Annotated in this window: 14 protein-coding genes; 3 read left to right on the forward strand and 11 right to left on the reverse strand. The window is 50.0% G+C overall.

Annotated elements, in window-relative coordinates; genetic code table 11:
• From BWK47_RS16960 to phoU, 5 genes are all read right to left on the reverse strand, one after another.
• A partial coding sequence (locus BWK47_RS16960) for a translation initiation factor IF-2 N-terminal domain-containing protein (protein ID WP_237269721.1) occupies positions 1-487 on the reverse strand: 487 nt, incomplete at its 3' end.
• A 259-nt stretch (positions 488-746) separates the two neighbouring features.
• Positions 747-1,001, reverse strand: coding sequence for a YlxR family protein (locus BWK47_RS00455; RefSeq protein WP_010871325.1), 255 nt, complete (start codon positions 999-1,001; stop codon positions 747-749).
• Positions 1,002-1,064: 63 nt separating this feature from the next.
• Positions 1,065-2,441, reverse strand: coding sequence for a transcription termination factor NusA (gene nusA, locus BWK47_RS00460; protein WP_162327148.1), 1,377 nt, complete (start codon positions 2,439-2,441; stop codon positions 1,065-1,067).
• A gap of 75 nt (positions 2,442-2,516) precedes the next feature.
• Positions 2,517-2,972, reverse strand: a complete 456-nt coding sequence (gene rimP, locus BWK47_RS00465; RefSeq protein WP_204250439.1) for a ribosome maturation factor RimP — start codon at positions 2,970-2,972, stop codon at positions 2,517-2,519.
• 161 nt (positions 2,973-3,133) lie between these two features.
• On the reverse strand, positions 3,134-3,808 hold the full coding sequence (gene phoU / locus BWK47_RS00470; RefSeq protein WP_010871322.1) for a phosphate signaling complex protein PhoU: 675 nt from the start codon (positions 3,806-3,808) through the stop codon (positions 3,134-3,136).
• A 76-nt stretch (positions 3,809-3,884) separates the two neighbouring features.
• On the opposite strand from phoU, the gene BWK47_RS00475 reads away from it, so the two are divergent.
• Complete coding sequence (locus tag BWK47_RS00475) at positions 3,885-4,757, forward strand: CPBP family intramembrane glutamic endopeptidase (protein ID WP_162327149.1); 873 nt, start codon at positions 3,885-3,887, stop codon at positions 4,755-4,757.
• Here BWK47_RS00475 and BWK47_RS00480 read toward each other — a convergent pair.
• The 4 genes from BWK47_RS00480 to BWK47_RS00495 form a co-directional block, all read right to left on the reverse strand.
• Positions 4,738-5,133 (reverse strand): hypothetical protein, encoded by a 396-nt coding sequence (locus BWK47_RS00480; protein ID WP_162327150.1) that lies wholly within the window; start codon positions 5,131-5,133, stop codon positions 4,738-4,740. The genes BWK47_RS00475 and BWK47_RS00480 overlap by 20 nt on opposite strands.
• 79 nt (positions 5,134-5,212) lie before the next feature.
• Positions 5,213-6,121, reverse strand: coding sequence for a geranylgeranyl diphosphate synthase CrtE (gene crtE, locus BWK47_RS00485; RefSeq protein ID WP_162327151.1), 909 nt, complete (start codon positions 6,119-6,121; stop codon positions 5,213-5,215).
• Between the two features lie 89 nt (positions 6,122-6,210).
• The gene (gene trpE, locus BWK47_RS00490) at positions 6,211-7,737 is read right to left on the reverse strand and encodes an anthranilate synthase component I (RefSeq protein WP_162327152.1); all 1,527 of its coding nucleotides are present in this window, start codon (positions 7,735-7,737) and stop codon (positions 6,211-6,213) included.
• Between the two features lie 121 nt (positions 7,738-7,858).
• Entirely contained in the window at positions 7,859-8,284 is a 426-nt protein-coding gene (locus BWK47_RS00495; protein WP_010871317.1) for a photosystem I reaction center subunit II PsaD, read from the reverse strand.
• Between the two features lie 195 nt (positions 8,285-8,479).
• On the opposite strand from BWK47_RS00495, the gene nblS reads away from it, so the two are divergent.
• Complete coding sequence (nblS, locus tag BWK47_RS00500) at positions 8,480-10,471, forward strand: two-component system sensor histidine kinase NblS (protein ID WP_162327153.1); 1,992 nt, start codon at positions 8,480-8,482, stop codon at positions 10,469-10,471.
• A gap of 98 nt (positions 10,472-10,569) precedes the next feature.
• Here the strand turns inward: nblS and BWK47_RS00505 are convergent, their stop codons facing one another.
• The gene (locus tag BWK47_RS00505; protein WP_162327154.1) at positions 10,570-11,688 is read right to left on the reverse strand and encodes an NAD(P)/FAD-dependent oxidoreductase; all 1,119 of its coding nucleotides are present in this window, start codon (positions 11,686-11,688) and stop codon (positions 10,570-10,572) included.
• A gap of 304 nt (positions 11,689-11,992) precedes the next feature.
• Here BWK47_RS00505 and BWK47_RS00510 point away from each other — a divergent pair, with 304 nt between their 5' ends.
• Positions 11,993-12,277, forward strand: coding sequence for a ribbon-helix-helix protein, CopG family (locus BWK47_RS00510; RefSeq protein WP_162327155.1), 285 nt, complete (start codon positions 11,993-11,995; stop codon positions 12,275-12,277).
• Positions 12,278-12,322: 45 nt separating this feature from the next.
• On the opposite strand, the gene BWK47_RS00515 is transcribed toward BWK47_RS00510, so the two are convergent.
• Complete coding sequence (locus BWK47_RS00515) at positions 12,323-13,264, reverse strand: tyrosine-type recombinase/integrase (protein ID WP_162327156.1); 942 nt, start codon at positions 13,262-13,264, stop codon at positions 12,323-12,325.
• Between the last annotated feature and the right edge of the window lie 268 nt (positions 13,265-13,532).

Genomic DNA, 13,532 nt, shown 5'->3' on the forward strand with positions numbered 1-13,532 from the left:
GGGGGCGGGGATACTGGGCTCTGGGGGCGGCGCAAAGGGGTGGGGTGGGGGGAGCAACACTTTTGGGCGCTTCCTGGGCAGGCTCTTCCTGTTTCTGAATCTTTGGAGCTGAAGCTTTGGCCACGGGGGGTTGGGGCGGTGTGGGGGCCTTCGGCGCTTGTAGTTTTGGCCGGGGAGGGGGGGTGGGCCGGGCCGGAGATGGACCGCCAGATTTTTCCTGTTTGTGGTGAATTGCTAGAATCTTCTGCTGCTTGGGATCTGACTTATCCTCTTTCGACTCCGGACGGGATGCCACTCTAGGCTTTTTCGGTTGTTGGGGGGTGAATTTTTCAGCTGCCGCTTTGATGCGCTCCGCATCGGATTCACTGATGGTACTGCTATGACTTTTAGCGGCCACGTTGAGCCGTTCGCAGATGTCTAAAATATCTCGATTCTCCAGATTTAATTCTTTTGATAGGTCATAAATTCTGACTTTGGCGTTGTTCATCCACTGTCCCCCTGACTAATGATCCATAAATTTAATAAGTGACAAATTGGTTTATGTGAGTGCAAAGACTAGGTGCACAGACAGAGCACTAGCTTTTTCCAGGGGCATTGTCCCCAAGAAAGCTTTGCGGAGTCGATAAGGTGAAGCCGAAATAGTAAATGGTTTTACTCCTAATGCTAACTAACGGTAACTGCCGCTGGGTAAGTTTCGGCAGAGGGCATCCATGGTGATGGATAGGGAAAGGGTCTATGGCAGCGCCTCAGGGAGTGGTGAGAAGACGGGCTTCTAGTTGCTCAAAGAGATGGCTGGGAACTGGGGCTCGGAGGGCCCGCCCCAACAGATTTTTGTGGCGAGCTTTACGCAGACAGTCATGGGTCGGACATAAATAAGCCGATCGCCCCGCACCGTGATCTAATTGTACAGTTCGGGATGGATAGACTCGGACAATTCGCCAAAATTGTCGGCGATCGCCTACTTTGCGACAGCTGAGGCAACGACGGTATCCAGGGGCCATGGTCAACGGTGGGCAAGGAGTGGTCAGGACAAATTAGCACAAAGCTGGCATTATCAACATTTCCTAGCTTAACTCTTCTTCCTCCTCCAACTCCGGTTCTATACATTGTTCTTCTTGGTCAGGTTCATCCTCCATCAAGGCGATCGCCTCTGGGGTTTCCTCTAACTGTTCAGCTTCCTCGGCTTCCAAAGCAGCCATTTCCGCTTCTAATTTAGCTTGGGCCTCCTGTTCTGCTGCTTCCCGTTCTGCCCTGGCCTGGGCTGAAGCCGCCGCCCGCTCCAAAATAGATTGTTCAATGGCTTCCTTATCCCGGGCATAGGTTTCGGGATCTTTGATGTCAATTTTCCAACCGGTTAAGCGGGCCGCCAACCGGACGTTTTGTCCCTCCTTGCCGATCGCCAAACTGAGTTGATCCTCCGCCACAATTACCAGGGCATGGCGCTCCTCCGCATGGATGAGGTAAACCTGGTCCACCCGGGCTGGACTGAGGGCCTGGGCAATATACGTGGCCGGGTCTGGGGACCAACGGATCACATCAATTTTTTCCCCCCGGAGCTCGTTGACCACCGCATGGATACGGGAACCCCGGGCGCCAATGCAGGCTCCCACCGGATCCACATCCCGCTCTAGGGTGTCCACCGCAATTTTTGTTCGGGGGCCCACGGAAGGGGAAGGGGGTTTGGCTTCCCTGGCCACGGCAACAATGCGCACCACCTCTTCTTCAATTTCCGGCACTTCCACACTAAATAAATCCACCACCAACCCCGCCGCTGCCCGGGAAACCACCAATTGGGGACCTCTTTGGGAGCCTTCCCGTACCCGTTTGAGATACACCCGGAAGGTGGAGTTAGCCCGGTAATTATCGTTGGGTAACTGTTCCCGTTTGGGCAATTCTGCTTCTACCTCTGGCTGACCAAAACTACTCTGCACCGCCACAATGATGGACTGCCTTTCAAAGCGCAGGGCCCGGGCATTGAGAACAGTGCCTTCCAGGTCTTGGAATTCTTCTTGGATAATTTTTCGTTGTTGATCCCGCAGTTTTTGCAGTAATACCTGCTTAGTTTGAATGGCGGCCATGCGCCCAAAGTCCTTTTGTTCTGGGGTCACATCCAGCACTACTTCGTCCCCCAGTTGGGCTTCTTCGGCCACTTCCAGCACTTCCTTGAGGGAAATTTGTTGGTCAGAATTTTCCACTTCCTCCACAATCCGTTTGGTGGAAAGTACCCGAAAGCCTTCTTCTTCTGTGTCTAATTCCACTTCAAAGTTGTTGAAATATTCTTCGGGGAATTGGTGCCCCATCAACTGCGATCGCCGAAAACGCTCGTAGCCCTTCAATAAAGCTTCCCGTAGAGCTTCTTCCACCGCCGTGGTGGGTAAATTATTGCGCTTACTAATTTCACTAATCATGGCCGGGAGCCCCGGTAAACTAACAAGAGACATGGAAAATCCTCCAAAATATTTGCGATAAAGCTCTAGCCCTTCCCCAGACCTAGGCCGGCTAGACTCCGGGGTCAATTAATGGGGTAGCCGCACTGTTAACCCCACTGTCAAAGGAATAGCCACGGTTCTCCCCCTAATGCTTAAGTAAACTGCCTCTCCATCTCGCCCTTGTAAACTCCCCTGCCACTGACTTTGGCCCTGGTGGGGATTGTCACCGGTAACCACTACTTCAAACCCTTTAAAGGCAATAAAATCTCGCTCCGTGGCGAGGTATGGGGAAATGCCTGGGCTAGAAACTTCCAACACGTAGGCGCTGGCGATCAAACTGCTTTCCTCCAATTGGGCTTCAAAGCTCCGACTAAAGGCTTCACAGTCATTAAGGCTAGTATCCTGCTGGAGATTACGGATATCAATCCGCAACACCGGTGGACGTTTATTGGTTTGGAATACCGCATCCGTCACTTCCAGCCCCAAATCCTCGGCAATGGGCTGTGCTAATGCAAGAATGTCGGGAATTACGGGATGGGTCATTGAATACAATTGGGCATAAAAAAAGCGGGGGACACCCACTTCTGGAAAAAAGTCCAAGATTGGGGCAGACCGCACCGTTGCGTATCTACTCTGCGTCCAGTTTAGCAAATCTTCGTGGCCATCCGACCTAATCTCGCCACTCCCCCATTAATCACCCTATCTCATTCCCTTTTGCCGGTGACGATATAGGAAACCCGTTGGGCAATATTGGTGGCATGGTCGGCCATTCTCTCTAGGTGGCGAATCACTAGGGCCATAAGCAAAATTGGTTCCACTACGCCCTTAATGTCCCGTTGGAAGGCGAGGGTTTTATACAGGCGATCGTAGGCGTCATCCACCACGTCGTCCATTTTTTTGACAATTTCCCCGGCGTTGGGGTCCAGTTGGGTCAGGCAAACGAGGCTTTGGTCCAACATATGTTGGGCTTGCCAGGCCATGGCGGCAATTTCGTCCATACAGGGATGGGGGGGATAGCGGGTCAACTTCATGGCAATTTCCCCCAAATCCTGGGCATAGTCGCCAATTCTTTCTAAATCCCGCACTAATTGCATAATGGCGCTGAGTAGACGCAGATCTTGGGCTACGGGGGCTTGGAGGGTGAGGAAACTGGCGCATTCCTGCTCGATATGGCGGTAGAGGCGATCAATTTCCTTTTCCAATTCGGCAATTTTTAGGGGGGTTTCTAACCTATTCTCAAACAGGGCCTGGTGGCTCATGCGGAAGGATTCTTCCACTAAGGCACCCATGCGGAGTACGTCTTGCTCTACCCGTTTGAGAGCTTGCTCAAAGTAACTACGTTCGGGATTGTTAATCTGTTGGGATAAACTGGCGGCCATGATACTAGGGGGATGGGGAAAGAAATCGACTGAACAGACTATTTAGGACCACCTACGGGTATGGGAAAAAACCGGAATGCCAAAATCAACCGTTAATTTCAATTTCAATCAGCAGGCCATTGCTCAACTGACCGCTCCATGGAGAATTGGTGTGTTCATTGTAATGTTGGCCGCTGCTTGGTTGCCTTTCTTAGTGCCCCTTTCCCTGGCGATCGCCGATGCCAATTTGCGTTCCATTGTGGTGATGGGGATTTTATTTTTAATTTTCCTGGTCCTGCTAATTTTTTGGAGTCATTGGTGCTACCAAACACCCCTGTCTTTAAAAGCCTATGGAGTCTATGGTCTGGGCTGGAATCGCCGCCAGGGAGTGGAGTTACTACGGGGACTGGGGCTTGGTTTTAGTTTTACCTTCGGTCTATTTATCATCCAGGGCTTATTGGGCTGGGCCGTGCTGGCACCCGCTGGCGATCGCCTCTGGACAATTATTATGCAGGGAAGCCTCACTGGGTTGGGAGTAGCCCTAGCAGAAGAACTATTTTTTCGGGGTTGGTTACTAAAGGAGTTGGAACAGGGTTATGGCAACAAAACCTCCTTGGCGAGTAACGCCATTATTTTTGCTGTGCTCCATTTCCTGAAGCCCCTAGGAGAAGTAATCCGCACCCTGCCCCAATTTCCGGCCCTGGTGTTGTTGGGTTTGAGCTTAGGCATCACTAAACGCCGCCATGGCGATCGCCTGGGCCATAGCATTGGTCTCCACGGGGGCATGGTCTGGGCCTATTACATTGTCAATGTGGGGCAATTAGTGACCTATACGGAAAAAGTGCCGGCTTGGGTGACGGGCATTGACCGCAATCCTCTTTCCGGAGTGATGGGTATCGCTGGTTTATGCCTCTTACTTTGGCTAGTTAACCAAGGGGAAAAGCCCTGGCTTAAGCGGCTGGGCTTTTAACGGTGGTAACAAATTGCTTTAGCTTGAGTAAACTAAGGGTCTGGCCTAAATTTAGGGGCAACAGGGAAATACCTTCCAAACGGGATTGGACCCAACCATCGCCCCAGTACCATTCATGGAAACCATCAATAGCTCCACTGAGTATGAGACGCAAATGGTCATCCCCTACCCGGTCCACCGTTTGGGTTAATGTGGCTAAACCCACACCAGTGTGGAGCGTAACACCGGGGATCAATCGCTCCGGCAAACCCTCTCCCAGGGGGAGGGGGGCTAACCATTGCCGCAGTTGGGGAATTCTGGTTAAGCTGTCCCGAATTACCGGCGCCGTTGCTTCCACTTCGATGCGGAGTTGGCTATGTTGAAAATTTCCCAGCATGGCAAGTGTGAGTTCAATTAATGCAATGAACAGATAAAACTGTCCCTAGCTTAACGAGAAACTAGCCCCAAGCAAGGGATCAATACTTTCTGGCAACGATATACTCGGCGATCGCCTGGAGGGGCTGGGCGGAGGGGCCAAAGGGTTCCAGGGCGGCAATGGCCTGGTCAATCAAACTTTGGGCCTGGGCCCGGGAAGCTTCTAAACCGAGGAGACTGGGATAGGTGGCCTTTTGGGCTTTGACATCTTTACCGGCGGTTTTACCCAACTCTTCCTGGGTGGCGGTGATGTCGAGGATGTCATCCACCACTTGAAAAGCTAAGCCAATATTCTGGGCATAGCGGGCCAGTCTCTGTTGTTGTTCCCCAGTGGCCCCGGCCAAAATTGCGCCTGTGAGCACGGAAGCTTCCAGCAATGCCCCGGTTTTATGGGTATGGATAAAAGTTAGGGTTTCCGGGGTGATGTCAGTGCACCCCTCCGATTCCAGGTCTAGAACTTGTCCCCCCACTAAACCGGCGGCCCCCACTGTGCGACCTAAACGGGCAATGACTTGTAATAAAGCTTGGGGATCAGCCTGGGGGGTATGGGTAACTACATACTCAAACGCATAGGCCAGCAGTCCATCCCCGGCCAAAATGGCAATGTCTTCCCCGTACACTTTGTGGTTAGTGGGTTTACCCCGGCGGAAATCGTCATTATCCATGGAGGGCAAATCATCATGGATGAGGGACATGGTGTGGATCATTTCCAGGGCACAGGCCGTGGGCAAGGCCAGGGCTTCATCACCGCCACACAGTTCGCAGGCCGTAATGCATAAAATCGGTCGCAATCGTTTGCCCCCCGCCAACAGAGAATAACGCATGGCTTCGTAAATCTTTTCCGGCCGGGCGATCGCCAGGGAACTATCCAGGGCTGCCTCGACCACACCTTTTTTAACTTGTAAGTATTGGGCTAAATCAAAGTCGGTTCGTGTTTGTTGGGCAACCATACTGTCACTGGATACTAAATAACGGGGTTGGGCAATGGCCGGGAGCGGCAACTAGAGCCCATTTTACAGGTAGGGGTGATGGAAGAAACCTAGGACAAGGCACGAATGGCTTCCAAAAGTCCCCTCGCTTTATTTAAAGTTTCCTCATACTCTTTTTGGGGATCGGAATCGGCCACAATGCCAGCTCCGGCCTGCACCGACACCCGATGGGCTCCATCTGGCTGTTCCTGCACCACCATGGTCCGAATGGCGATCGCCGTATTTAACTGGCCTTCAAAGTCATAGTAGCCATAGACTCCGGAGTAGGGCCCCCGCCGTTCCGGTTCCAGCTCGTTAATAATTTCCATGGCCCGAATTTTCGGTGCACCACTGACGGTGCCAGCGGGAAAACAAGCTTTCAAAAGATCCCAGGCGGTTTTATCCGATGCCAGTTCTCCCACTACGTTACTGACTATGTGCATGACGTGGGAATAACGTTCAATCACCATCAACTCATTCACTTTGACTGAGCCCTGAACGCAAACCCGCCCCAAATCATTGCGGCCCAAATCCACCAGCATGACGTGTTCGGCGATTTCCTTGGGATCGTTGAGCAATTCTTCGGCTAACTGTTCATCCTCTGAGTGGGTTTTGCCCCTGGGTCTGGTGCCAGCAATGGGGCGTACCGTGGCCATTAATTTGCCATCCAGTTGGCGATCGGCTTTGACCATCACCTCCGGGCTAGAGCCAATAATTTGCCAATGGCCAAAGTTGTAATAGGCCATGTAGGGGGAAGGATTAATCAGTCGCAGGGAACGGTAGAGCTTGAAGGGATCATCCCGGTAAATAGTGGAAAGTCTTTGGGAAAGCACCACCTGGAAAATGTCCCCCGCTGTGATGTAATCCTTGGCGATCGCCACTTCTTCTAAAAACTTTTCTTGCTCCGTATTACTGCTGTAGTTCAGTTCCTTGCCCTCAAGTTGGGTTTTGGTGAGCAGTTCCAGGGCGGTGGCTTCCGGCGGCAGAGGTAATTGTAATTGCAGGACTAATTTCGTCACCCGTTGACAAGCATTGCGATAGGCAGTTTCCACATCAACATTCTCTCCCCGCAAATCCGCAAAGGCGATCGCCCAAATTTTGCGTTTGACCTGGTCGAAAATGAGGAGATGGTCCACCTGCATCCAAATGCCATCGGGTAGATCTTCCGGCTGGGGTTCATACACAGGAACCCTGGGTTCCATCCAACGAATCAGCTCATAACCCCAAACCCCAAACAGCCCACCAATGCCCGGAGGTAGTTGGGGTAAATTCACCGGACGGATTGATTCCAAACATTGGGACAAAATATCGAGGGGATTACCCCGAAAGGTTTCCGTTTGCCCATTGCGTAAAACTTGGGTAGTTTCGTCGCCTCTGGCTTCTAGCACCCACATGGGGTCGCAACCGAGAAAACTATAGCGACCAATACTCTCTCCCCCTTCCACCGACTCCAGGAGAAAATTGTAGGGTTGGCTAGAGCAAACTTTGTACCAAGCAGAAACTGGCGTTTCTAAATCCGCCACCCATTCCTGATACACCGGAATAAAATTGCCTTGTTGGGCGAGTTCAGTGAAGTGAGAAAACCCAGGGGAAATCATAAAACCTTTGCCAACATTGAAAGAGCGAACTGTCAAAGGTTCAGTAGTGCCTTTAACAAATTCGCCCGTTAGTTAAACTTCTGCCAATTGTGCAAGTTCCGCAAGCAAGTAGGGCCAGGAACTAGACCTCGTAGGGGGCTTTACCGGAGAACTTGATGGTTACAGGTTCTGGGTTTTGGCCAATGCGGCGGGTTTTAGTACCTTGGGCTTCCCGACCTTCGTTAACTTTTTCAGGGAAAACGCCATCGGCGGGGTGGAGGTATTGAACTTCACCACTGGGATAAACACGGTAAATTTTGTAGTCTTGAATTTTGGGTTTAAATTTTGTCCGTAGCTGGGTCCCCAGGGCTAAACACTGTTCTTTGCGGGCTAGATAAAGGAGATTTTCCCCTTCGTTCATGATGGCCGCGCCGCCAGTGGGCATTTCAAAAACTTGTTCAGAGGCGCTGGTCCAGGTGATGGCATACTTTTCTTCCCGGTTGGCTTTGGAGAGAAGTCCACCAGTGCTGCCACCGAATTTAGGCGGTTGTCCAGAGAGTTCTGTCATAGGGATGAAAATGGAATTTCATAAGGTATTTTAGGGAATCCTACCACTGACCTACGGTTACCATCTGGCTTTGTCAAGAACTGTAACATTTCACCAAATTCTGCTCCCCAGGACAATGGGTAGAGCATCTCTGTTAGAACGCCCAGTAGGTTGGTGTAATCGAGATAGAATCATAGGAGTTTTGGCAAGGAGATTATGGGGACTTCTGTGTCCAATCCAACGGCGATTTTGCAGACTATGCAGGGTTTTCTGCGTAAATGGTGGTCTGAGTTCAACCTACAAACCCGGTTGATGGCCGCGGCCACCTTGGTGGTGTCCCTGTTAATGAGTGGGCTAACTTTTTGGGCAGTAAATACGATCCAAGAGGATGCCCAATTGGTGGATACCCGTTTTGGCCGGGATGTGGGTTTGTTGTTGGCGGCCAATGTTGCCCCTATGATTGCGGATAAAAATCTGACGGAGGTGGCCCGGTTTTCCAGTCGCTTTTACGAAAATACTTCTAATATCCGCTACATGATCTATGCGGACCCCTCTGGCAAGATCTTTTTTGGTATTCCCTACTCTGAAGAAACGGTTCAAAACTCCCTCACCCTAGAGCGGCGCATCGAATTACCCCAGATTGATCCCCATAATTTTGACCAGCCTTTTGTACGGCAACACCACACTCCCAATGGCGATGTCACCGATGTGTTTATTCCCCTCCAATACCAGGGCAATTCCCTCGGAGTTCTGGCGATCGGTATCAACCCCAACCCCGCTGCGGTCAACTCTTCTAACCTAACCAGGGATGTGACCATTGCAGTTTTTATTTCCATTTGGGTGATGGTAATTCTCGGAGCTGTATTCAATGCCCTAACTATTACCCAGCCTATTAAAGAACTGCTGCTAGGAGTAAAGAACATCGCTGCTGGGAACTTCAAGCAGAGAATCACCTTGCCCTTTGGGGGAGAATTGGGGGAATTAATCGTTAACTTCAACGAGATGGCGGAGCGGCTGGAGCGTTATGAAGCCCAAAATATTGAAGAGTTGACTGCGGAGAAGGCGAAGCTAGACACCCTTGTTTCCACGATCGCCGATGGGGCCATGTTAGTGGACACCAATTTGCAACTTTTGTTGGTCAATCCCACTGCCCGCCGCCTATTCGCCTGGGAAAATAAGCCAATTATTGGCGAAAATCTCCTGGAAAATTTGCCACCGGAAATCACGGCCCAACTTACCCAACCCCTGAGGGAATTGGCCGCTGACCAAGGAAGTTTGCTGTTTTCCCCCGGCCATGGGCCTCAGGAAGAGGAGCAGGATAAAACCTACGCCCCGGAAGAATTTCGCATTAGCCTGACTCAACCGTTTCCCCGCACCATTCGTCTGATGTTGACCCAGGTGTTGGATCAGAACAGGGAAAATTTACGGGGCATTGTCATGACGGTGCAGGATATTACTAGGGAAGTGGAATTAAATGAAGCCAAAAGTCAGTTCATTAGCAATGTTTCCCACGAATTACGAACTCCCTTGTTTAATATCAAATCCTTCATTGAAACCTTGAGTGAGTTTGGGGAAGATTTGAGCGAAGTGGAGCGTAAAGAATTCCTAGAAACCGCTAACCACGAAACCGATCGCCTGAGTCGTTTGGTTAACGATGTCCTTGATTTATCCAAGCTAGAGTCTTCCAAAATTTACCAGTTAGATGCAGTTGATTTGTACCAGCTAATTGAGCAAAGCTTACGTAGTTACCAACTTAATGCTAAGGACAAACAACTACAGTTAGAAAAAATTTTGGACCCGGATCTCCCCTTCGCTCTGGGTAACTACGACCTACTCCTGCAGGTAATGACCAATTTAATTGGTAATTCGTTTAAATTCACTAAAGCCGGCGGAAAAATCATTGTCCGAGCCTATCCCCTCCACCGTAGTAACCTTAGAGCAGAGGATGGTCCTGGCCTAGTACGGGTGGAAATTTCTGACACTGGCATCGGCATTGACCCAGAGGATCAGGCGGCCATTTTTGAGCGGTTCTATCGGGTGGAAAACCGTGTTCACACTTTGGAGGGTACTGGGTTGGGGCTTTCCATTGTCAAAAATATCATTGCCAAACATCAAAGCCAAATCCATTTAGTCAGTGAGGTGGGTGTGGGTACTACTTTTTGGTTTGATTTGGCCGTGTATCAATCCATGTTGATGGTGGTGGGCTAGGTTTCGCTTTGACAACCCTGATCCCAAAGTAAGTGGAAAATTTACGCTATTCACACTGAACTTAGAACTTCCCTCCGGCCTAGGATGCGGTCTGTTGTCTAGGCTAGCTTTGCCTTCAACCAAGTTTTTACTTCCTGGGCTGTACCTGGGGCGAGGAGAACGCCATTTCGGTAATGGCCAGTGGCCAACAGAACATTGTCATAGCCATCCAGGGGACGGATTACTGGCGCACTTTCCCCCACCGGCCGGGGACGTTTACCACTCCAATAATTAATAATTTCCGCCCGTTGTAAAAATGGATAATAGGCGATCGCCTGGTGCCAAAGGTTTTCCCTTAGTTGGACATTGGGTTCTCCGTTGGCACAGTCAGAGGGAAATTCGACGGTGGCCCCCAACCAAAATTGGCCATTGGCCAGAGGGACGAGGTGAATATCTTCAGTGGTCAGGACCGATCGCCAAGGGGAATTTTTCAGGGGATTATCAGCGTCAGCAAGTTGTAACAAAAAGGCTTGGCCAATCACCGGCTGTAACTGCAACGACTCATTGTTATCGCTGTTGGGGTTGATCAGGAGGTTACTGCCTAGCCCTGCGGTGATCACAACATAATCCGTTGGAAATTTGGCTTGGTTAGTTTGAATGTTCTGGCAGTGATTGATAGAATCGGCAACAGGCAAAGGATGAGCAGCTTGGTGGAAATGACAACGCACTCCCCGTTGTTGAGCTGCTTCAATTAATCGTTGGGTGAGGGCTTGGGGCTGAATTTGCCAATCCCAAGGGGAATAGATTGCTCCCGCGATGGGCCCGTAACCCAAAGGCCAACCAGATAATTTCTGCTCGACTTCCGCCCTAGTCCACAATTCCAGAGGATAGCCTTGGCTCCGACGGACAGCTTGCAATTGTTGCCAACGGGACCAATCCGCTTCCAGCAGAATTTTTACTAAGCCTTGGTGATCGCCGGGAATGGTTTTGCCTGTGGCAGTTTCTAGTTCCGGTAAAAGCGTGCGGTATCTCTGTAAACTCTGTCCCCGTAAGCGCCAACCCCTACCCTTGGTTTTCTGACTAATGACTGCCATCAAAATGCCTAGAGCCGCTCCGGTAGCTCCCTGGGCTGGTTCTTGGGCATCAAACAGGTCAATAGTTAAGCCTGGTAGAAAGCTGAGTTCGTAGGCAATGGTGGCCCCCACAACCCCCGCCCCAATAACAGCAATGTTTGGCATAGGTTAGTTTCTCTGTTGCTCGAATCTTGATCATAGAGCAGATCTCGATTTTGCTCTCACCTCAAAACGTCCTTCACCCCGTCTCCCAGTAAATAAACCTCGATCCTTACCCTTCTGAGGTTAGTCGATAGCAGAAATTTTTACTAAAAAGTAACCTTGGTTTCTAGAATTGCAAAAACTTTGAAGCTATTAACCTAAGATTTTAGAGTTTTAGCTATCTAGATATCTAGACTACAAGAGTTAAAAGTTAATAGATTAATGTAAACTTAGGTAAACAGTTGTAGATTATTCAAAAATTTTAAGTATGTCGAACTCTATTAGCGTAAACTCCATGGGTAAATTCAGCAAAAATTTTTCCACCAAGCAGACCACCATCCGCCTAGAGAGCAAGATGATGGAGCGGCTCACTAAGCTCTGTGCGAAGGAAGGTTTGAGCAGGGAAGTTTTATTTGAGGCTTTATTCGAACACTATCTAGAGGACAAAGAGGCCTGGACTGCAATTCTGGAACAGGCTAAGCAGAAGGCTGAATTTCGTCAGGCGATCGCCAACCATAAACGGGCTAAAACGATGATGGAAAAGTTTGGCTAGAAAAATTGAAGAAATTTCGGTAATTTCTCCCATAAGCCAGGAAATTTAGAGCAGATCCGCCAGAATATCAGTGATTTGAGCTTGATGCTGGTGACGGTTGTCGTCGTAGATCATCAGGGTATTTAGATTACTGTGGCGACTGAGTTTTTGCACTTTGCGGGTATCGCCATTAGTGGCTTCCAGGGCGGCGGTGATGGCGCTGTGGCGGACTCGGTGGGGACTCATAACTTTATGAATACCGGCGGATTCGGCACTGGTGCGGACGATGTTATAGATGGCATTGCCACTGAGACGATGGCCAAAAGTTGCCCGGTCTAAGGTGCAAAATAGGGGCTCATTTTTAGGGCGGGTCCCAATGGCAGTTAACCATTGGTTGATTAAAGCCATGCCCTTGGCGCTGAGGGTGATGGCCTGTTTGCCTAATTTTCCTTTGCCTTTAATTAGTAATTGCCGCTCTGTTGGTTGATAGTCCCCGACGTTAAGTCCACAAACTTCCGCCCGCCGCAGAGCATTGTCCCAGAGCAAACGCAGAATAGCCAAATCCCGCTTACCTTTGAGGGAATTAGGGGTAATGTGGTCGGTAATTTGTTTGAAGGAGGTGGGGCTAACTCCGGTGGTATCCCGATAGGTTTCTGCTTTTAAACCTTCCACGTCTTCCAGGGTGTACTGACATTTTCCTACCCGGCGGGCGTAATTAACTAAGCTTTTAATTGCTGCCAATCGAACATTAATGGTGGCTGGTTTGAGTTCCCTAGCTACTAATTCAGCTCGATAGCGTAAAACCATGGCGATCGCCTGGAAATGATCCAAGCTCAAAAACCAGGCAATGACATCTGGGGACGGTTCTTCGCCGGCCATGGTGAGAAAAAAATCCTTTAACGCTTTGGCATAGGTCCTCCTGGTATTAGGCGATCTTTTATCCCGCAGAAGTTCTTCGAGGATATTTTGGTTAGGCCCAGATAAATTGTCAGGGGAAGGGAGGAACATAGGGAAGAAGTTGTTATGTGATTCTTACTCTTTCACTATCAAAAAGGGCCACATAGTTTGATAGCAGTCGTGGGACCGAGTCTAATCCGTTACCCTAAAAGCATAAAAGAAGAAGCTGTAAACTCTCTCCATCTAGGGGCAAAAATCCAACATCCAATGTCTACAAGGAGTCTAACTCATCATGGCAACCTGAGGTGGATCCCAAAAGTCGGGCCAGAAATAGGGAGAGTAAAGCTCCGAAATGTAGGAATCCATCAAAAGACTAGAT

Source organism: Synechocystis sp. CACIAM 05, from assembly GCF_010222815.1.
Classification (GTDB): domain Bacteria; phylum Cyanobacteriota; class Cyanobacteriia; order Cyanobacteriales; family Microcystaceae; genus Synechocystis.